The following is a 19,577-nucleotide window of genomic DNA, read 5'->3' on the forward strand; positions in this document are numbered from 1 at the left end:
AGCGAGTGCCGCCATGACCGCCGCCCCCAACGCCCCCCTGCTCCGCACCGACCTGCCAACCGGCATCCTGCTGGCCGCAGGCTTCGGCCGCCGCTTCGACGCGGCCGGCAAACGCAACAAGCTGCTGGAGGTGCTGCCCGGCGGCCGCTCCGTGGCCTGGCGCAGCGCGCGCACGCTGGCCGCGGCGCTGCCGGAATCGATCGCCGTCATTCGTCCGGGCAATCCGGCCCTGGCGGAGGAACTGCGGCGCGGCGGTTGCCGCGTGGTGGAGTCGCCCGACGCCGAAGCCGGCATGGGGGCTGCCCTGCGCGCTGCAGTGGCGGCCACGCCTGAGGCGCGCGGCTGGGTGGTGGCGCTGGCGGACATGCCCTGGCTGCCGATGGAACTGGTCCGGGCGGTGGCGTTGACGATCACCACGCCGGATACCATCGCCGCGCCCTGGCGCAACGGGCAGCGTGGGCATCCGGTGGGCTTTGGCGCGGCCTGGCGTGAGGAGTTGCTGAAGCTGGATGGGGATGAGGGGGCGCGGGCGTTGTTGAAGGACAAGCCTGTTACCCGGATCCTGACTGAGGATGAGGGAGCGTTCCGGGATATCGATTTGCCGGGGGATTTGAAGTAAGGGCTGGTGTTTTGAGGGGTGGGGCTTTGGGGGACTGTGGTTGGTTGTCGCTTTTGGCTAGTGTGGGCTGTTTCGCCGGCTTTAGCCGGCGGGGCTTCTTGCTCGTTGGCTTGCTTGGGTATGTCGGTCGGGTTCGATGTTGTCGTAGGTTTAAGCGCCTGGTTCTGCCCTGCTGGGCGGGTCACTTTTTGTCCTAGCGACAAAAACCAAAAAACGCGTCGCCTCTGGCGGCTGGCCATCAATTTGATGGTGGGGGTGGTTCGGGCGGCGGTGCTTGCCGTTTGGCGTGGTTGGCCGTTCGGGCCTGCTACGCACCCTGTCTGTGCCCACATCGACGGACTATTGGACGAACCCGACTTTAGGCTGTTGGCAGCCTGCTAACCACCGCGTCGGTGGGACGCCTTCGGCTGCGCTTCGCGCCGGCCCTAACGTGGCAGAGCTGCGGACCACGTTCCGATTTGTGCCTTTGGCCCGGCAATACGACCGCGCCGTGCGAGCGCAGCGACGCACTCCGTGCCCGAGCACCCGACCTACGATACTGAGTGCGCGCAGCGCAGCCGTAGGCGTCCTACCGATGACCTGGTTAGCAGGCTGCCCATAGCCTAAAGTCGGGTTCGTCCAATAGTCTGTCGACGCAGGCACCGGACAGGGTGCGTAGCAGGCTCGAACCACCCACCCCATCGACGGGAATCACCACCGCCCGAATCACCAACACCGTGGAATGGATGGCCAGCCGCCTGAGGCGACGCGTTTTTTGGTTACTTTTGTCGCTCGGACAAAAAGTGACCCGCCCAGCAGGGCGGAACCAGGCGGTCAAACCTACGACAACATCGAACCCGACCTACATAACCAAGCCAACGAGCAAGAAGCCCCGCCGGCTAAGCCGGCGAAACAGCCCACACTAGCCCTCACCCAATCCCCCCCGCCACCTCCCCAGTCTTCACCGCCATAATGAAATCATTCCGATGCAACCCCTTGATCTTCTTGGTCCGCCACGACACCGTGGCATGCCCCCACCCGAAGCTGATCTCCGGATGATGCCCCTGCGCCTCGGCCAGCTGCCCGACGCCGTTCACAAACGCCAGCGCCTGCGCAAAATTCCCGAAGGTAAAACGCCGTTCGAGCCGCGTCGCGCCATCGGCCAGTTCCCACCCGGGCGCCTGCTGCAATAGCGCCTCGGCTTCATCCGGCGTCAGCGGTGACACCCCACCGCGGCAAGGCGTGCACGATTGCGCTGCCAGGTCTTCGCTCATGGTCTAGCTCCCCGACCGGAAGACAGCCCGCCTCTCAGGCCCCTTCGGTCTCAGTCAGTGCGCGCAGGAACTCACGGCTCCACCAGTGCACATCCTGCGCGCGGATGCGCTCCAGCAGTTTCTGGTGGCGCTGCTGGCGCTCGGCCAGCGGCATGTGCAGCGCCTGCTGGATCGCCTGCGCGGTGGCGCGCGTGTCGTAGGGATTGACCAGCAGCGCCTCGCGCAACTGCTCGGCGGCGCCTGCAAAGCGCGAGAGCACCAGCACGCCCGGGTCCTCCGGGTCCTGAGCGGCGATAAACTCCTTGGCTACCAGGTTCATGCCGTCGCGCAGCGGCGTCACCAGCGCCACGCGGCTGGCGCGGCACAGGCCCGGCAGCCGCTTGCGCGCGGTGGTGCGGTGGATATAGCGCACCGGCATCCAGTCCAGTTCACCGAACTCGCCGTTGATGGCGCCGCTCAGCTGCTCCATCTCGCGGCGCAGGTCGACGTAGGCATCCACCGACTCGCGCGAGGGCGCGGCGATCTGCACCAGCGTCGCGCTCGAGCGGTTCTCGGGGTACTCGGCCAGCAGCCGGTAGAACGCCTTGAGCCGGTGCGGCAGACCCTTGGAATAATCGAGCCGGTCGATGCCCAGCAGCAACCGGCGGCGCGCGTACTGCGCGCACATCATCTCGTAGGTCTCCCGCGCGTCCGCGCCGCGGCCCAGCTCCATGAACTCGTCGACGTCGATGCCGATCGGGAAGGCCTGCGCCCGCACCGTGCGGTGGAAGGCGCGGTAGCGGTATTCGCCCATCGGCTCGGCCTGCGCCTCGGTTTGCACGTAGCGCGAGAAATGCTCGACATCCGCATGGCTCTGGAAACCCAGCAGGTCGTAGGCGAACAGCGCCCGCATCAGCCACTCGTGCTGCGGAATGGCGGCCAGGATCAGCGGCGGCGGCAGCGGCACGTGCAGGAAGAAGCCGATCTTCTGCCCGCAGCCGATCGCGCGTAGCTCGGACGCCAGCGGGATCAGGTGGTAGTCGTGGATCCAGATGATGTCGTCGGGCTGCAGCAGCGGTGCCAGCTTGCGCGCGAACAGCTGGTTCACGCGCCGGTAGCCGTTCAGGAAGTTGGAGTCGAAATCCGCCAGGTCGAGACGGTAGTGGAACACCGGCCACAGCACGCCGTTGCTGTAGCCCAGGTAATAGGCATCATGATCCTCGCGGCTCAGGTCGACGGTGGCCAGCGTGACGTTGCCGGCCTGCTGCAGGTGCAGGTCGCCTTCCCCCGGGGTGCCGCCCTGGGCGGTCTCCAGCGCCTTGCCGCTCCAGCCGAACCACATGCCGCCGGTCTGGCGCAAGGCTTCGGAAAGCGCGACGGCGAGGCCGCCCGCCGCCACGTTGCGGGGATCGGCGACCCGGTTGGATACCGCTACAAGTCTTGGCATATCTGCTCTTCTTGAGTCCTTTTTTCTGTCTGCCGCAATGCGCGGCCGGCTCAGATCACCGTGTCCCACGGCGCCGACAGCCGCATGGCGCCATTGATCAGCCCGACCATCGAATAGGTCTGCGGGAAGTTGCCCCACATCTCGCCGGTCACGGGATGGGTATCCTCGGACAGCAGCCCGAGCGGGTTGCGCGCGGCCAGCATCGCCTCGAAGATCTCGCGCGCCTCTTCGCGGCGGCCAATGCGGGCGAGCGCGTCGATGCGCCAGAAGGTGCAGATGTTGAACGCGGTCTCGGGCTTGCCGAAATCGTCCGGCGCCTCGTAGCGGCGCATATAGGGACCGTCGCACAGCGACGTCTCCAGCGCCTTGACGGTGGCGATGAAGCGCGGGTCGTGCGGGTCGATAAAGCTGACTTCGGCCATCAGCAGCACGCTGGCATCCAGCTCGCGTCCGCCGAAGCTCTCGGCAAAGGCCTGGCGCGATTCGCTCCACGATTCGGCCAGGATCCGTTCCTTCATGCGGTCGGCATGGTCATGCCAGTAGGCGGCACGCGCGTGCAACTGCAGCTTGTCGGCAATCTTGGCCAGGCGGTCGCAGGCGGCCCAGCTCATCAGCGCCGACGACGTATGCACGCGGGCCCGTGTGCGCAACTCCCACATGCCGGCATCGGGCGTGCCGAACACCTTCACCGCCTGCTCGCCCACCTCTTCCAGCCGGCGGAATTCGGCGGGGCCGCCGCGGTGCAGCAGCCGGTGGTCATGGAAGGCCTGCGCCGCGCCCAGCACCACGTTGCCATAGACATCGTGCTGGAAGTGCTCCTGCGCCTGGTTGCCCACGCGCACCGGGCCCATGCCCCGGTAGCCGGGCAAGTGATCGAGCATGCTTTCTGGCAGCTCGCGCTCCAGGCCGATGCCATACAGCGGCTGGATATGGCCGTCCTGCGACTGCATCACCACGTTGGACAGCCAGCGCAGGTAGTCCTCCATGGTGCCGACCTCGGACAGGCTGTTGAGCGCGCGCACCACGAAAAAGGCGTCACGCAGCCAGCAGAAGCGGTAGTCCCAGTTGCGCCCGCTGCCCGGCGCCTCGGGAATGCTGGTGGTCATGGCCGCGACGATGGCGCCGGTCTCTTCGAACAGCGACATCTTCAGTGTAATGGCGGCGCGGATCACCGCATCCTGCCATTCGCGCGGCACCGCCAGGCGGCGGCTCCACAGGCGCCAGTAGGCGGTGGTTTCCTGCTCGAAGTCGCGCGCGGTCTCCTCCACGCCGTGCGCCAGGGTCTCGTCCGGACCCAGGATGAAGCTGTACCCGCGCGTGACCAGGAACGGCGTGTGCGACAGCACGTAAGCCAGCGGGGCGTCGGTGGTCATGCGCAGGGTCATGTCGCCGCCGATATAGCGCACATGGCTGCTGCCGCGCGTCATCTCCGGCGCCTTGCGGCCCCACTCGAAGCGCGGCGCCACCACCACGCGCACGCGCGGCGCGCCGCGCACCGGACGGATGCGCCGGATCAGTGCGGTCGGCCGGAAATAGCGCCCCAGCCGGAAGAAGCGCGGCGCGAAGTCGGTGATCTCCAGGCAGTTGCCGTGGATGTCCGTCAGCCGCGTGCGCAGTACCGCGGTATTGGGCTCGTACCACTGCCGCGACGACTGGAAGTCCTCGATCTCGATCGAGAAATGGCCCGCGTTCTCGCTTGGGTCCAGCAGCGCATTGAAGACCGGATCGCCGTCAAAGCGCGGCAGGCACGACCAGACGATGCGCCCGCGGCAGTCCACCAGCGCAGAGATGGCGCAGTTGCCGATCATGCCCAGCGACAGCGACGGATTGGCAAAGCGGCCGCCGCCATCCACGGTCTTGTGCACGCCTTCGGTCGGCGGCTTGCCCGGCTCGCTCGGGCTGCTCGGATTGGTCACGGCGATTCCTCCTCAGGATGTCGTTGTGCGCCGGCCCGGGCCAGGCCCGGCCTCATGCGGCACGGCGCGCGCGCTGGTGCTTTCCAGCGCGCGCGCCGAGCGGTGCAGCCAGCTGCGAAGCGCTGCCGGCCCGGGCACGCTGACGCTGGCCAGGGTCTCGCGCTGGCCCACCAGCACGCCCAGGCCGCCGAGCTTGCGCACGGCGGCGAAGCCGGGTTCATCGGTCATGTCGTCGCCGGCAAAGAGCGGCACGCGCGCGGCAAAGGGGGCGGCCTTCATGAAGGCCGCGATGGCATCGCCCTTGTCGACGCCGGCGGGCTTGATCTCGACCACCATCTTGCCCGGCAGCGCTTCCAGGCCGACCGCATGGCGCAAAACGTCAGTGACTGCGGCGTCGACAATGCCGGCCAGTTCGGGTGCCTGCCGGTAGTGGATCGCGACGGCGACCGACTTGCGCTCCAACCGCAGCGCCGGGTAGGCGCGCACCAGCGCTTCCAGGTGGGGGATCAGGGGCTCCAGGCCGGGGGCCGGGGTCTTGGACACCATGCCGCCGTCGGTGCGGAATTCGGCGCCGTGGATGCCGGCGGCCGGCAGCTGCAGCGGCTGCAGGAAGTGATCGAGTTCAAGGATGGGCCGCCCGGAGATGACGGCCAGCGCACCGTCCAGCCGCTGGTACAGCGTGCGCAGCGTGCCGACCAGTTCGGGTTCGACCTGCACCAGTTCAGGCCGCGGGGCCAGGTCGGCCAGCGTGCCGTCGAAGTCGAGAAACAGGGCGGTATTGGGTTCGATTAGCGGTAGCTGGGGCATCGCGTTACACCGTAACACGTCGTTTTGACCGGCGTCCACCGGGCTCCGTCCTACATGGCGCAAGCGCAACCCGGGGCCGATGCAAGTCCGGGGCCAGCGCCCGCCACCTGGAATTGCGCAGCGGCAGCGAGTGAACTGTCATCCACACACATGGCGCATCCAGCCTCGCGCAGACCAGGGCGCGAGGCGGCGGGTGCGTCGCCCCGGCCGGTGCGCCCGGCCGCCATCCTTTATCATTGACGGTTTCCGCCAGAATTTCCGGCTTTTTTGTGGCGCCCTACCGGCGCCCTACCAGCGCCTAATCAGCGCAACACCGGCCAGCCCCAAGACCATGACCCGCCACTCCGCCGCCAAACCCGACTACCTGAAGAAGATCCTGACCGCCAAGGTCTATGACGTGGCGCAGGAGACCGAACTGACCTACGCGCATCAATTGTCGGCGCGCACCGGCAATGCGGTCTGGTTCAAGCGCGAGGACACCCAGCCGGTCTTCTCCTTCAAGCTGCGCGGCGCTTACAACAAGATGGCCTCGCTGACGCCGGAAGAACTCAGGCGCGGCGTGATCGCCGCGTCGGCCGGCAACCACGCGCAGGGCGTGGCGCTGTCCGCGGCGCGCCTGCAGTGCAAGGCCATCATCGCCATGCCGGTGACCACGCCGCAGGTGAAGATCGACGCCGTGCGCGAGCGCGGCGGCCAGTGGGTCGAGATCGTGCTGCACGGCGAGTCCTACAGCGACGCCTACAACCACGCTGCGGAACTGGAGAAGAAGCACAAGCTGACCTTCATCCACCCGTTCGACGATCCCGAGGTGATCGCCGGCCAGGGCACCATCGCCATGGAGATCCTGCGCCAGCACCCGGGCCCGATCCATGCCGTGTTCGTCGCCATCGGCGGGGGCGGGCTGATCTCGGGCATCGCCTCGTACATCAAGGCGGTGCGCCCGGAGATCAAGGTGATCGGCGTGCAGACGGTGGACTCGGACGCGATGAAGCGCTCGGTCGACGCCGGCAAGCGCGTCGAACTGAAGGAAGTGGGGCTGTTCTCGGACGGCACCGCGGTCAAGCTGGTCGGCAAGGAGACCTTCCGCATCACGCGCGAACTGGTCGACGACATCATCCTGGTGGACACCGACGCCATCTGCGCGGGCCTGAAGGATGTGTTCCAGGACACCCGCAGCATCCTGGAGCCGGCCGGCGCGCTGGCCGTGGCGGGCCTGAAGGCCTATGCCGAGCGCGAGAAGCTCAAGGGCCAGCACCTGGTGGCGATCGCCTGCGGCGCCAACATGAACTTCGACCGCCTGCGCTTTGTCGCCGAGCGCGCCGAGGTAGGCGAGGCGCGCGAAGGCGTGTTCGCAGTGACCATCCCGGAAGAGCGCGGCAGCTTCAGGCGCTTCTGCGAGCTGGTGGGCACGCGCAGCGTGACCGAGTTCAACTACCGCATTGCCGACACCAGCATGGCGCATATCTTCGTCGGCGTGCAGATCGCCAGCCGCGCCGAGAACGACAAGATCGCCGCGAGCTTCCGCAAACACGGCTTCGACACGCTGGACCTGTCCAACGATGAGCTGGCCAAGCAGCATATCCGCTATATGGTGGGCGGACGCTCGGCGCTGGCGCATGACGAACTGCTGTACCGCTTCGAGTTCCCGGAGCGCCCGGGCGCGCTGATGAGGTTCCTGTCCAGCATGAGCCCGAACTGGAACATCAGCCTGTTCCACTACCGCAACCAGGGCGCGGACACCTCCAACATCCTGGTCGGCATCCAGGTGCCGAAGAACGAGAAGCGCGCCTTCCGCGCCTTCCTTTCGACGCTGGGTTACGTACACTGGGACGAGACCGAGAACCCGGTGTACAAGCTGTTCCTGTCCTGAAACACCCGCTGACCGCATCTGCTGAGCGCCCCATGAGCCTCCCTGAACATTCGCCGCTGGGCAAGCCCTCGGCCTACAAGACCGAATACGACGCCTCGCTGCTGTTCCCGATCCCGCGCCAGCCAAAGCGCACCGAGATCGGCCTGCCCGAAGGCAAGCCGGTGCCGTTCTTCGGCGTCGATATCTGGAATGCGTATGAGCTGTCGTGGCTGAACCTGAAGGGCAAGCCGCAGGTGGCGCTGGCCAGCTTCATCATCCCGTCGGACACGCCCAACATCATCGAGTCCAAGTCGTTCAAGCTGTACCTGAACTCGTTTAACCAGACCAAGATTGCTTCGCCCGAGGCGCTGCAGCAGCTGCTGCACCACGACCTGTCCGAAGCCACCGGCGGCACCGTGCAGGTGCGGCTGGTGACGGAGGCGGACCTGGGCAAGCAGAAGATGGGCGAGCTCGACGGCCTGCTGCTGGACCGGCTCGATATCGAGGTGGACCGTTACGAGCCCGCGCCGGAGCTGCTCAGCGCGGACCAGGAAGAAACGCCGGTGGAAGAAACGCTGGTGTCGCACCTGCTCAAGTCCAACTGCCTGGTCACCGGCCAGCCGGACTGGGGCAGCGTGCAGATCCGCTACGTCGGTGCGCCGATCAACCAGGAAGGGCTGCTCAAGTACCTGATCTCGTTCCGCAACCACAACGAGTTCCACGAGCAGTGCGTGGAGCGGATCTTCATGGACGTGATGCGCCAGTGCAAGCCGGTCAAGCTGGCGGTGTATGCGCGCTATACGCGCCGCGGCGGGCTGGATATCAACCCGTTCCGCACCAACTTCAATACGGCTTGGCCGGATAACAAGCGCAACGCCCGGCAGTAAGGCTGGCGGGGAGCGTCAGAACTCCCCGTGAAACCGCACCCCGTAGAACTTCGCCGGCCCGCGGTCGCGGTTGTAGCCGGGGTTGCGCACATACTGGAAGTCCGGGCTGATGCTCAGGTACTTCACCGGCTGGAAGCTGTAGTAGATCTCCAGCACCTGTTCGGGCCCGTAACGCAGCGCACCGTCACCCAGGAACGCGCCCTGCCCGCCCGCGGCCAGGTAGTTGCGGTGGTTGGGACCCAGCATGTTGACCGCCACCGCCACGCCCAGCGCATCGCGCGCCCGGCCCCACGCATCGCCCTTGAGCACGCCGCCCACCGACACCTGCCGGCCGATCTCGGTAAAGGCATAGGTCTCGGTCTTGTCGTCGGACAGGTTCGCGCGCGCGAACATCCCCAGTGAATCCGTGACCTGCTGCAGCAGCGTCACGCCCACCCCGCTCTTGGCGTGCTCGCGCCGCACGTCGGCCACGTCGGGCGCGGTGTTGTTGGCGATGCTGAAGCTGGTGGCATCGCTGAACGCGCCCATGCGCGCCTTGTTGCGGAACCACAGCAGGCGCGCGGTGCCGGGCCGGCCGGCCAGCTGGTAGCGCTTCTCCACCTCGATGATGTCGCCGTAGTGCTCGAACATGCGGGTGTCGAGCTCCAGCCCGTTGGACTCCAGCGGCTGCAGGAAGCGCCCGATGCGCGCCGACCAGCCGTCGCCGATGTATTCCAGCGACAGGCCCCAGTTATAGCCGCGCGCATCGGCCGGATAGTCGAACGCGCCGTGCGTCATGAATGACCAGTTCATGAACTGCGTGCGCGGGTCGGAGCCGAACTCGTTCTGGTCGAACACGTCCAGCACGCCGAAATTGCCCGCGGTCAGCACTACGCGCTGCCGGTCGACCGTGCGCGCGAACTGGTTGAAGTCTTCTTCGAGGGTTTCGCTGCCGCCCCCCATGTTCCAGTTCTGCCGCAGGAAAGCGCGCGCCCGGTAGAACACCGGGTTGGTGCTGGACACCTTGGCCAGTTCGCCGTTGGGCAGGCCGCCCAGGCCGTGCAGTCCGGAAAACGGCACGCCCTGCGTGACTTCCGGGTTGAAATGGAATTCGGCGCCGCGCCACAGCTTCACTCCCAGGTCCAGCGTGGCGCTGAACGAATAGCTCTTGGCACGTTCAGCAGCGAGGCTGTTGGGGCCGGAATACGCGGCGTTAAAGGCCGGCTTGCGCTGCCAGACGTACGTGCTCTGGCCGTGGATGGCAAACGGGCTCTCGGCCACGGCGGCCGCCTGTTCCGGTTCCGCCTGCTGCGCCAGCGCGGGCAGGCATGCGCCGCAGGCCAGCGCGGCCAGCGCGCGGCGGAAACGGACCGGGCCGCGCCCTGGCGCGGTAGAAAGTGGCGAAAACAGCATCGAGAACGGGTTGAGTAAGGATGTGCGGGCAACGGCGCGCTTCGGCGCCCGCAGCATAGCCAAGCCCACATGACATGTCCACCGCGCGTGTCGCCCCGGCTCGTGTGCCCAGGTGCCGAGTTGTAACCGGGCTTGAATTAATTAACTCAAAAATTAATATCGAAGCAACCCTTCCGCATTGGGTCGTCACATGCCGCGCCAACCCGCCAAACCCAGACCTTCACCGCGCCGCAGCCCCGGCCGCCCGGGTCGCCCTGAGGCCGGCCAGCCCGGCCAGCGCGAGCGCATCCTCGACGCGGCCACCGACCTGTTCTCGCGCCAGGGGGTCGCCGGCACGCCGGTCAAGGCGATTGCCACGCAGGCCGGCGTAACGCCGGCACTGGTCCATTACTACTTCAGCGACCGCGACTTGCTGCTGGACGCCGTGGTCGAGGAAAAGCTGCAGCCGCTGGTGGCTGGCGTCTTTGCCAACGTCGCCGGCGATGCCGAGCCGATGGCGATGCTGGTCGGCATGGCTGGCCGGCTGATCCGCACCGCGGCCGCCACGCCGTGGTTTCCCGGGCTTTGGATCCGCGAAGTCGTGAGCGACGACGGCGCCCTGCGGGAGCGCGTGCTCGGCCGCTTTGCACTGCAGCGCGCCGTCGCGCTGAGCGCGCCGCTGGCGGCTGCGGTCGCGCGCGGCAAGCTCAACCGCGGCCTGGAGCCGGCGCTGGTGATGCCGTCGCTGATCGGCCTGACGCTGCTGCCGCTGGCCACCACGCATATCTGGCGCCGGCTGCCCGGCGGCGAAGCGGTCGATATCGACACAATGGTGCGGCACGTATCCGCGCTACTGACGCACGGGCTGGCCCCGGCGCCCGACGCCGGCGAGTCCAGGCTTTCTCCGGAGTCATCATGAACCACGCCCATCCCACCCGACCGCAACTGCCGGCAGCGGTGCTTGCCACGCTCGCGGCGGTGCTGCTGGTTGCCGGTTGCAGCCGTGAACGCGCCGACACCTGGCAAGGCTATGTCGAAGGCGAATTCGTCAGCGTGGCCTCGCCCTTCGCCGGACGCCTCGATACGCTGTCGGTGCAGCGCGGCCAGCAGGTCGGCCAGGGCGTCGCACTGTTCGCGCTCGAATCCGACGATGAGCGCGCCGCGCGGCAGCAGGCCGAAGACCAGCTGCGCGTGGCCGAAGCGCAGTTGCAGGACCTGAAGACCGGCAAGCGCCCGGTCGAAGTCGAGGTCAGCCGCGCCCAGCTGGCGCAGGCGCAGGCCCAGGCACAGCGCAGTGCCGCGGCCTGGCGGCGCGACCAGCGCCAGTTCGAGATCGGCGGCATTGCGCAGGCGCAGCTGGACGAATCGCGCGCGCAGGCCGGCAGCGACGCCGCGCGCGTGCGCGAGCTGCAGCGCGATATCGACGTGGCCCGGCTGCCGGGCCGCGATGCGCAGCAAGCCGCGCAGGCCGCGCAAGTGGCCGCCGCGCGCGCGGCGCTGGCGCAGGCCGAGTGGAAGCTGTCGCGCAAGACCGTGGCGACGACGCAGGCGGGCCTGGTCTACGACACGCCCTATCGCCTCGGCGAGTGGGTGCCCGCTGGCAGCCCGGTGGTGCGCATGCTGCCGCCGGGCAACGTCAAGGTGCGCTTCTACGTGCCGGAGACGGTGGTCGGCGCGTTGCGCAACGGCCAGGCCGTGCAGGTACGCTGCGACGGCTGCGCCGCGCCGGTGGCCGCCACTATCAGCTATGTCGCCAACGAGGCCGAGTACACGCCGCCGGTGATCTACAGCAACGAGACGCGCCGCAAGCTGGTATTCCTGGTCGAAGCGCGCCCGTCCACGACCGATGCACCCAGGCTGCGGCCGGGCCAGCCCGTCGAAGTGGTGCGCCAATGAACACCAGAATGAACGGCGGCGCGGGCGGACTCGCCATCGACGTGCGCGGCCTGAACAAGCACTTTGGCGACAAGCACGTGGTCAACGACCTCAGCATGCAGGTCGCGCGCGGCGAGATCTTCGGCTTCCTCGGCCCCAACGGCAGCGGCAAGACCACGTCGATCCGCATGATGTGCGGGCTGCTGACGCCGGATTCCGGCCAGGGCACCTGCCTGGGCTACGACATCCTGACCGAGTCCGACGAGATCAAGCGCCGCGTCGGCTATATGACGCAGAAGTTCTCCTACTGGGACGACCTGTCGATCCGCGAGAACCTGGACTTCGTCGCGCGCGTCTACGGCATGCCGAACCGGCGCGAGGCGGTCGACCGCGCGCTGGAAGACCTGGGCCTGGCCACGCGCTCGGCGCAACTGGCCGGCGCGTTGTCGGGCGGCTGGAAGCAGCGGCTGGCGCTGGCGGCCAGCCTGCTGCACGAGCCCGAACTGCTGCTGCTCGACGAACCCACCGCCGGCGTGGACCCCAAGGCCCGGCGCGACTTCTGGGAGCAACTGCACCAGCTGGCCGCGCGCGGCATCTCGGTGCTGGTCAGCACGCACTACATGGACGAGGCCGAGCGCTGCCACAAGCTGGCCTATATCGCCTACGGCAAGCTGCTGGCGCAGGGCACCGCCGATGAAGTGGTGGCCAGCCAGAATCTGTCGACCTGGAGCGTGGAAGGCGACGACCTCGCCGCGCTGTCCGAACAACTGCAAGGCGCGCCGGGCGTGGAGCAGACCGTGGCTTTCGGCACCGCGCTGCACGTGACCGGGCGCGATGCGCAGGCACTGGCCGATACACTCGCGCGGCTGGCCGGACCGGGCCGGCGCGTCGAAGAGACCCAGACCAGCCTGGAAGACGTGTTCATCCACATGATGAGCGGGGCCGAGGACAATATGGCGGCGCGCAAGGCCAGGGAGGCGTCATGACAGCCGCCGCCCGCAAGCCGGCCGCGCAACCGCGCTTCTCGCTGCAGCGCTGGTGGAGCATCGTGCGCAAGGAGTTCCTGCAGCTGCGGCGCGACCGCGTCACCTTCGGCATGATCATCGGGCTGCCGATCATGCAGCTGCTGCTGTTCGGCTTTGCCATCAATACCGATCCGCGCCAACTGCCGACCGCCGTGATTGCCGCCGACCAGAGCGAATTCACGCGCTCCTTCATCGCCAGCATGGAGCAATCGACCTACTTCAGGCTGGTCGCCACGCTGCCGGACGAGCAGGCCGGGCGCGAGGCGCTGATGAAGGGCGAGGTGCAGTTCGTGCTGACCATACCGCCCGACTTCACGCGCCGGCTACTGCGCGGCGAACGGCCCGCCCTGCTGGTCGAGGCCGATGCCACCGATCCTTCGGCCACCGGCCAGGCCATCGCCGCGCTGCCGCAGCTGCCCTACAGCGTGGCCACGCATGACCTGAAGGGAGCGCTGGCGCCGCTTGCAGGCGGCAAGCCGCCCTTCGACGTGCAGGTGCAGCGGCTTTACAACCCGGAAGGCATCACGCAATACAACATCATTCCCGGCCTGATGGGCGTGATCCTGACGATGACGATGGTGATGATGACCGGCCTGGCGATGACGCGCGAACGCGAGCGCGGCACCATGGAGAACCTGCTGGCCACGCCGGTACGTCCGCTCGAGGTAATGACTGGCAAGATCGTGCCCTATATCTTCATCGGGCTGATCCAGTCGACCATCGTGCTGCTGGCCGCGCGCTGGATCTTCAGCGTGCCGTTCGTCGGCTCGGTGCTGGCGGTGTACCTGGCGGCGCTGCTGTTTATCGCGGCCAACCTGACCGTGGGTATCACGTTGTCGTCGCTGGCGCAGAACCAGTTGCAGGCGATGCAGCTGACGTTCTTTTACTTCCTGCCCAACATCCTGCTGTCCGGCTTCATGTTCCCGTTCGCCGGCATGCCGGGATGGGCACAGGTCATCGGCAATATCCTGCCGATGACATATTTCCACCGCATGGTGCGCGGCATCCTGCTCAAGGGCAACGGCTGGATCGAGCTATGGCCCAATGTGTGGCCGATGGCGCTGTTCATCGTGGTGGTGATGGCGATCGCGGTGCGCTTCTACCGCCGCACGCTGGACTGAAGGGATTCGCCATGCAACGACTCACGCCTCTGCTTGCCGCCGCGGCACTGCTGTGCGGCTGCGCCGTCGGGCCCAACTTCCGCGCCCCTGCGCCGCCGGACGACGCCGGCTACGTGCCGGGTCCGCAGCCGGTGGCAACCGTCGCGGCCGACAGCGCCGACGCGTCGGGGCAATCCCACGCGCAAACCCTGGCCGCTGGTGCCGACGTCCCCGCGCAGTGGTGGACGCTGTTCCGCAGCCCGGGGCTGGACGCCACCATCCGCGGCGCGCTCGACGCCAGCCCCACGCTCGCGCAGGCGCGCGCCCGGCTGCGCGAGGCGCAGGAGAATCTGGCCGCGCGCACCGGCGCGACGCGCTGGCCCGCCGTCGATGCAAAGCTGAACACCACGCGCCAGCAGGTGGATTTCCAGTCCCTGGGCATCAACGCGATTCCCAGCCCCGGCCCGTTCACGCTGTACGGCGCCACGGTGCAGGTCTCTTATGTGCTCGACCTGTTCGGCGGCCAGCGGCGCGAGCTGGAGGGGCTGCAGGCCGCGGTGGACTACCAGCGCTATGAACTGGAAGCCGCGCGCCTGGCGCTGGCCGCCAACGTGGCCACCGCGGCCATCCGCGAAGCCGGCCTGCGCGCGCAACTGGCCGATACGGTCGCAGTGGCGACGGCCCAGCAGCGCCAGCTTGGCATCACCGAAGAGCGCTTGCGTGCGGGCGGCGTCGCGCGTGTCGACGTGCAGCGCCAGCGTGCCGAGCTTGCGCAAACCCAGGCGCTGGTGCCGGCCCTGCAGCGCCAGCTCGATGCCACGCGGCACCAGCTCGCGGTCTACACGGGCCAGACCCCGGCCTCGGCCACGCTGCCCGAATTCCGCCTCGACGAACTGCACCTGCCCGACACGTTGCCGGTCAGCCTGCCCGCCACGCTGGCGCGCCGCCGGCCCGATATCCGTGCGGCCGAGGCCCTCCTGCACCAGGCCTCGGCCAATATCGGCGTGGCTACCGCCAATCTCTATCCGCAGGTCACGCTGAGCGCCAGCGGCGGTACCCAAGCCACCGCGGCGCGCGACCTGTTCAGCAGCCTGAACGTATGGAGCCTGGCTGCGGGACTGGTGCAGCCTGTATTCCGGGGCGGCGAACTGCAGGCGCGCAAACGCGCGGCGGAAGCGGCGTATGAGCAATCGCTGGCTGCGTATCGGCAAGCCGTGCTGCAGGGCCTCCAGAACGTGGCCGACTCACTGCGCGCGCTCGAGGCGGACGCCGCCGCGCTGCGCGAACGCGCCGACAGCGCGCGGCAGGCGCGCGATACGCTGGCGGTGGTGTCGGAGCAATACCGGCTCGGCGGCGTCAGCCAGCTGACGGTGCTGGATGCCGAACGGCAGTCGCACCAGGCCTCGCTGGAACTGGCGCAGGCACGCGCCGACCGGCTGGCGGATTCGGCGGCGTTGATGCAGGCGCTGGGGGGTGGGTGGTGGGACGAGCCAGCGCAGCCCGAGGCGGCCATGCGCTGATGGCGCCAGTCAGCGTCCGATGAATTCGCGCAGGCGCCGCACGCCCTCGTCCAACCTTGCCGGATCGCAGGCATAGCACCAGCGCACGAACCCCTCGCCCTCGTCGCCGAACGCGCTGCCGGGCGCCAGCCCGAGCCGGGCGTCCCGCACCAGCTGCTTGCACAGCGCCAGGCTGTCGCCCGCGCCCGGCAGACGGAAGAACACGTACATGGCCCCTTCCGGCGCGTGGGCATCCACACCCGGCACTGCCGACAACGCGCCAACCAGGTGATCGCGGGCTGCGCGCAGCCGCTGCACCAGTCCGCGCGTGAAGGATTCGCCTGCGCGCACCGCCAGGACGCCCGCTTCCTGCACGAACGAGGGCGCGCACGAGGTGTTGTACTCGATCAGCTTGCCGAGATCGTCCGTCATCGACGCCGGCAAGACCATCCAGCCAAGCCGCCAGCCCGTCATCAGCCAGGCCTTGGAGAAAGAGTTGACGTGGATGACGCGCTCCTCGCGCGAAGCGATATCGAGAAAGGACGGCGCGGTGCGGCTCTCGCCACCGCCCGCTTCATCGCCGTAGTAAAGGCGCTCATAAACCTCGTCGGCAATGATCCAGATGCCGTGGCGGCGGCAATGGTCCAGCACGACCCGCTGCGCGGCGCGCGGCATCACCCAGCCAGTGGGATTGTTGGGCGAGTTGACCATCAGCGCGCGCGTGCCGGGAGTCAGCGCCGCCAGCAGCTTGCTGACGTCGAGCGTCCAGCCATGCGGACCATAGTCCAGCGAAACGGTTTCGACCGTGGCACCGAGGATCTTTGGAATCTCGACCAGGTTCGGCCATAGCGGCGTCACCGCCACCACCCGGTCGCCCGGGCCGGTCACCAGTTGCGCAGCCAGCATCAGCCCGTTGACGCCGGCACTGGTAACAGCCACGTTCTCCATGGGTGTCGCACCGTGCAAAGCGCTGGCGTAATCGGCCAGCGCACTGCGCAGTGGTGCGATACCGAGATTGTGTGTGTAGAAGGTAGCGCCATTCGCCAGCGCGCGCGCCGCGGCATCGCGGATGAAATCCGGCGTGGCCTGGTCGGATTCGCCGAACCAGAACGGCAGGACGTCGGGCAGACCGATGCCGGCATTGGCCACTTCGCGGATGCGGGAGGCCCGCAGGTGGCGGACGGTGTCGCGGGCTTGGGGAATATTCAAGTCGGGACTTGCGGGCATGGGGGTTCCTCGGCCAGGCAGTGAATGGGAAGAGTACCGGAAAGCCGCGCCGATTGCCGGTCCCCTCTACCTGGCGGGGTAGCCAAGCCCGTCACGGGCGCCGCCGTCGTTATCGCGCGCAGCGCCGCCCGGCCGGAGTTTCAGGCCAAAGCCGCCTCGCGCCTGCCCGTCGTTTGCCGGCCGCAACGCGTACTGCTCCGAACGCTCCGGTCTTGCCGCCTGCGGGGCCGATGCCGGACCGCGGACGTGGGCCGAAGCGCCGCCGGAAGCCGCAGCGGCAGCCGAGGCTGCTTGCCACGTCAGCAGCAGCGAAATGAGAAGTCGAGGAATCACATGAGGATTTCAATAACCCATTTGCGCAGAGTCAAGGGAAGTTCACACCGGTCTGCGGTGCACAGGTTGCGGTAACGTTCTTCGTATAGGTGTACGTCTGGCCATTCGTTCTTGAATTAGTCAGCGTAACAACAGTACCTTGGGGGACGGACAACGAACAGCTGTAATTGGAAGAGCCATTGCCATCCATTGAGCAAGTCCCACTGCTTGCAGTGACGTTGCCTTGCTTGTCGGCGGCCGATCCGCTTATTGGCGTGGTGCAAGTGGCATTCGGAGAAAACGTCGCGGTGACGCTCTGTGCCGCGCTCATGGTCACCGAGCAAGAGCCAGTACCACTACAGCTCCCGCTCCAACCAGTGAAGGTACTGCCACCAGCCGCTTTCGGTGTCAGCGTCACCAACGTCCCGGCGCCGTAGGAGGCCGAGCAGGTGGACGAGCAACTACTGATCCCTGCCGGCGAGCTATCCACCGTACCCGTACCGGTTCCGGCCTTGGTCACCGTCAAAGCATAGGTCGTCGTCGCGGTATAGGTTGCAGTGACTGTGGTTGCACTTGTCATCGTAAGGGTACAAGGGCCTGTGCCTGAACATCCACCACTCCAGCCTGAGAATGTGGAGCCGCCATTGGCCACTGATGCCAGGGTCACCGACGTCCCGGTATTAAATCCGAACGAGCAAGTCACGCCACAATTAATCCCTACTGGCGTACTGGTTACGGTACCGGAGCCCGTCCCGCTCTGCGTGACGGTCAAAGTCACCCCCAATGCGAAGGTGGCTGTAACGGACGTTGCACTGTTCATGGGGACAGTACAGGCCCCCGTGCCCGTACAAGCCCCGCCGCTCCAGCCGGTGAAGGTCGAGCCGTTATCAGCCACCGCCGTCAACGTCACGGAAGTGCCGGTGGCAAGAGTTGTCGAGCAAGTCGCCCCGCAGCTAATCCCGGCTGGCGCACTGGTGACCGTGCCAGTACCGGTTCCTGTCCTGGTCACCGTCAGAGCGTAGCTGGTGCCGCCGGAGCCGACCTGGCTCTCGAAGCCTGGCCAGATAGGGGGGCACACATCCGCCGCCGAGTCGTTGTCAGGGTTGATGCAAACGTATTTGCCTGCATTACGGGTGAATGCCCCGCCGGCCATCTTCGCGTTACAGGTGCCGTTGCCCGTCACCTTGGTGACCAGGAAGTTCTGTTCGAAGTAATCGGTCGCACTGCCTGCCGTCACAGAGGCGTAGGAACTGGGATATGCGGAAGGCCTTGGGCGCCCGTCGAATGGGCCGGTAATGGCGGTTCCATCAGGCTGAAAAGATGCCCCGTACTTGGTTCCGCTCCACGGCCTGTTGACGACAGGATTGGCGGACTGATCGACGACCGATTGTGTACCCATTCCGGTGGACAGATAGGCACCCACCGAGCCCTTGAATCCGCGATAGCTGCGGGTCGAGGACTCCAGGGGATTTGCGCTGATGAGCGTGCCGTCACTCGCGCCACCGTTGAATGCAGGGTCGCCTACGCAGATGGTCGGACTAGCGGCATTGCCCGTGACGGACTCATCGATAATAACGCCTACGTTTCCATACCAGCCTGGGCCGACGTAGCAGGTGTAAGTGAAGTATTTGTAGGAGTTGCTGCCGCTGGTGACAGCGGTCATCAGGGTTGGCGAATTGTTATAGACGCACTCACCTTCGCTTGACAAGCGAACCCGCACATTGGCTGAACTCGGAATGCCATTGCTGGCGTTCTGATCAAAGAATACCTTGCCGGTTATGGTCGAGAACGATTGTGCGGCATTGTTCTTCGGTGGCAGGTAAAGAAGGATGTCATTCGTGCTGCTCAGGAGGTAGGTCGTTCCATTATTGACGGCAATCTTTGTGCCATCAGCATTTGCCACACTTGTGCCGGTATAGGTTCCGCTGCCCCTCTGAGCAGAGCCGGTGGGCGAAATCAGTGAGCCGCCCAAACCAGCGGTCAACTTGCCCTGCCCGCCAGGGTCATCCCACGCTACCACGCTGTTCAGATCCAGGCGCTGCTGGACGCCCTGGCCGTCGGTCCATGTGGTCGTCAGCTGAACCAAACGCTGCTCCAGGCCCCCGCTGGGCGTTGATACAGCCCACGTCATGGCATAGGAAGCGTTGCTGCCGCTCACCGTCGCATTGCCAGAGACCAGCGGCGTGCCAGTGAATGCCGACTTCACCAGCATATTGCGAACTTGCTCGAGCTTTTGTTGCGACAGAGCCATCGCTTCCGATCGCGACTTTGCCTGACCCGCACCAGAAAGACTCAAGGTCTGCAATTTTGATACCGCCAGCAGACCGATGCTGATGAGGATTAACGCAATCATGGCTTCGATCAGTATGAAGCCATGATTGCGCGGAGTTCTTTTTATATACATAAGATAA

The 19,577-nt window shown here is 66.8% G+C and carries 15 protein-coding genes; 8 read left to right on the forward strand and 7 right to left on the reverse strand.

Annotated features, from left to right (window positions below):
- Window positions 1–13 precede the first annotated feature (13 nt).
- The gene (locus DN412_RS04180) at window positions 14–619 is read left to right on the forward strand and encodes a nucleotidyltransferase family protein (protein ID WP_078195241.1); all 606 of its coding nucleotides are present in this window, start codon (window positions 14–16) and stop codon (window positions 617–619) included.
- Between the two features lie 908 nt (window positions 620–1,527).
- Here the strand turns inward: DN412_RS04180 and DN412_RS04185 are convergent.
- Genes DN412_RS04185 through otsB form a run of 4 tightly spaced genes read right to left on the reverse strand, consistent with a single transcriptional unit; the run spans window position 1,528 to window position 6,021 of the window.
- Window positions 1,528–1,872 carry a 4a-hydroxytetrahydrobiopterin dehydratase gene (locus DN412_RS04185; RefSeq protein ID WP_115013360.1) on the reverse strand — a complete coding sequence of 115 codons (345 nt, stop codon included), beginning with the start codon at window positions 1,870–1,872 and terminating at the stop codon, window positions 1,528–1,530.
- Between the two features lie 34 nt (window positions 1,873–1,906).
- Complete coding sequence (gene otsA / locus DN412_RS04190; protein ID WP_078195238.1) at window positions 1,907–3,298, reverse strand: alpha,alpha-trehalose-phosphate synthase (UDP-forming); 1,392 nt, start codon at window positions 3,296–3,298, stop codon at window positions 1,907–1,909.
- 50 nt (window positions 3,299–3,348) lie between these two features.
- Window positions 3,349–5,214, reverse strand: a complete 1,866-nt coding sequence (locus DN412_RS04195; protein WP_115013361.1) for a glycoside hydrolase family 15 protein — start codon at window positions 5,212–5,214, stop codon at window positions 3,349–3,351.
- Between the two features lie 12 nt (window positions 5,215–5,226).
- The gene (otsB, locus tag DN412_RS04200; protein ID WP_115013362.1) at window positions 5,227–6,021 is read right to left on the reverse strand and encodes a trehalose-phosphatase; all 795 of its coding nucleotides are present in this window, start codon (window positions 6,019–6,021) and stop codon (window positions 5,227–5,229) included.
- A 331-nt stretch (window positions 6,022–6,352) separates the two neighbouring features.
- On the opposite strand from otsB, the gene ilvA reads away from it, so the two are divergent.
- Together ilvA and queF are read left to right on the forward strand one after the other, a co-directional pair.
- Window positions 6,353–7,891, forward strand: a complete 1,539-nt coding sequence (gene ilvA, locus DN412_RS04205; RefSeq protein WP_115013363.1) for a threonine ammonia-lyase, biosynthetic — start codon at window positions 6,353–6,355, stop codon at window positions 7,889–7,891.
- A gap of 32 nt (window positions 7,892–7,923) precedes the next feature.
- Window positions 7,924–8,757, forward strand: coding sequence for an NADPH-dependent 7-cyano-7-deazaguanine reductase QueF (gene queF / locus DN412_RS04210; protein ID WP_115013364.1), 834 nt, complete (start codon window positions 7,924–7,926; stop codon window positions 8,755–8,757).
- Window positions 8,758–8,772: 15 nt separating this feature from the next.
- On the opposite strand, the gene DN412_RS04215 is transcribed toward queF, so the two are convergent.
- Window positions 8,773–10,149 carry a carbohydrate porin gene (locus tag DN412_RS04215; RefSeq protein ID WP_115013462.1) on the reverse strand — a complete coding sequence of 459 codons (1,377 nt, stop codon included), beginning with the start codon at window positions 10,147–10,149 and terminating at the stop codon, window positions 8,773–8,775.
- A gap of 190 nt (window positions 10,150–10,339) precedes the next feature.
- On the opposite strand from DN412_RS04215, the gene DN412_RS04220 reads away from it, so the two are divergent.
- Genes DN412_RS04220 through DN412_RS04240 form a run of 5 tightly spaced genes read left to right on the forward strand, consistent with a single transcriptional unit; the run spans window position 10,340 to window position 15,648 of the window.
- Window positions 10,340–11,047, forward strand: a complete 708-nt coding sequence (locus tag DN412_RS04220) for a TetR/AcrR family transcriptional regulator (protein ID WP_115013365.1) — start codon at window positions 10,340–10,342, stop codon at window positions 11,045–11,047.
- The gene (locus DN412_RS04225) at window positions 11,044–12,024 is read left to right on the forward strand and encodes an HlyD family secretion protein (protein ID WP_115013366.1); all 981 of its coding nucleotides are present in this window, start codon (window positions 11,044–11,046) and stop codon (window positions 12,022–12,024) included. The genes DN412_RS04220 and DN412_RS04225 overlap by 4 nt, the downstream gene beginning before the upstream one ends.
- Window positions 12,021–12,989 (forward strand): ABC transporter ATP-binding protein, encoded by a 969-nt coding sequence (locus DN412_RS04230; protein ID WP_115013367.1) that lies wholly within the window; start codon window positions 12,021–12,023, stop codon window positions 12,987–12,989. The genes DN412_RS04225 and DN412_RS04230 overlap by 4 nt, the downstream gene beginning before the upstream one ends.
- Window positions 12,986–14,149 carry an ABC transporter permease gene (locus tag DN412_RS04235; RefSeq protein WP_115013368.1) on the forward strand — a complete coding sequence of 388 codons (1,164 nt, stop codon included), beginning with the start codon at window positions 12,986–12,988 and terminating at the stop codon, window positions 14,147–14,149. Before DN412_RS04230 ends, DN412_RS04235 begins: the two co-directional genes overlap by 4 nt.
- Window positions 14,150–14,160: 11 nt before the next feature.
- Window positions 14,161–15,648 (forward strand): efflux transporter outer membrane subunit, encoded by a 1,488-nt coding sequence (locus DN412_RS04240; RefSeq protein ID WP_115013369.1) that lies wholly within the window; start codon window positions 14,161–14,163, stop codon window positions 15,646–15,648.
- 9 nt (window positions 15,649–15,657) lie between these two features.
- Here DN412_RS04240 and DN412_RS04245 read toward each other — a convergent pair whose 3' ends face one another.
- Window positions 15,658–16,854 (reverse strand): pyridoxal phosphate-dependent aminotransferase, encoded by a 1,197-nt coding sequence (locus DN412_RS04245; RefSeq protein ID WP_115013370.1) that lies wholly within the window; start codon window positions 16,852–16,854, stop codon window positions 15,658–15,660.
- A gap of 364 nt (window positions 16,855–17,218) precedes the next feature.
- Complete coding sequence (locus tag DN412_RS43335; protein WP_161563973.1) at window positions 17,219–19,570, reverse strand: InlB B-repeat-containing protein; 2,352 nt, start codon at window positions 19,568–19,570, stop codon at window positions 17,219–17,221.
- Window positions 19,571–19,577: the final 7 nt, after the last annotated feature.

Source organism: Cupriavidus lacunae, from assembly GCF_003353055.1.
Classification (GTDB): Bacteria; Pseudomonadota; Gammaproteobacteria; order Burkholderiales; family Burkholderiaceae; genus Cupriavidus; species Cupriavidus lacunae.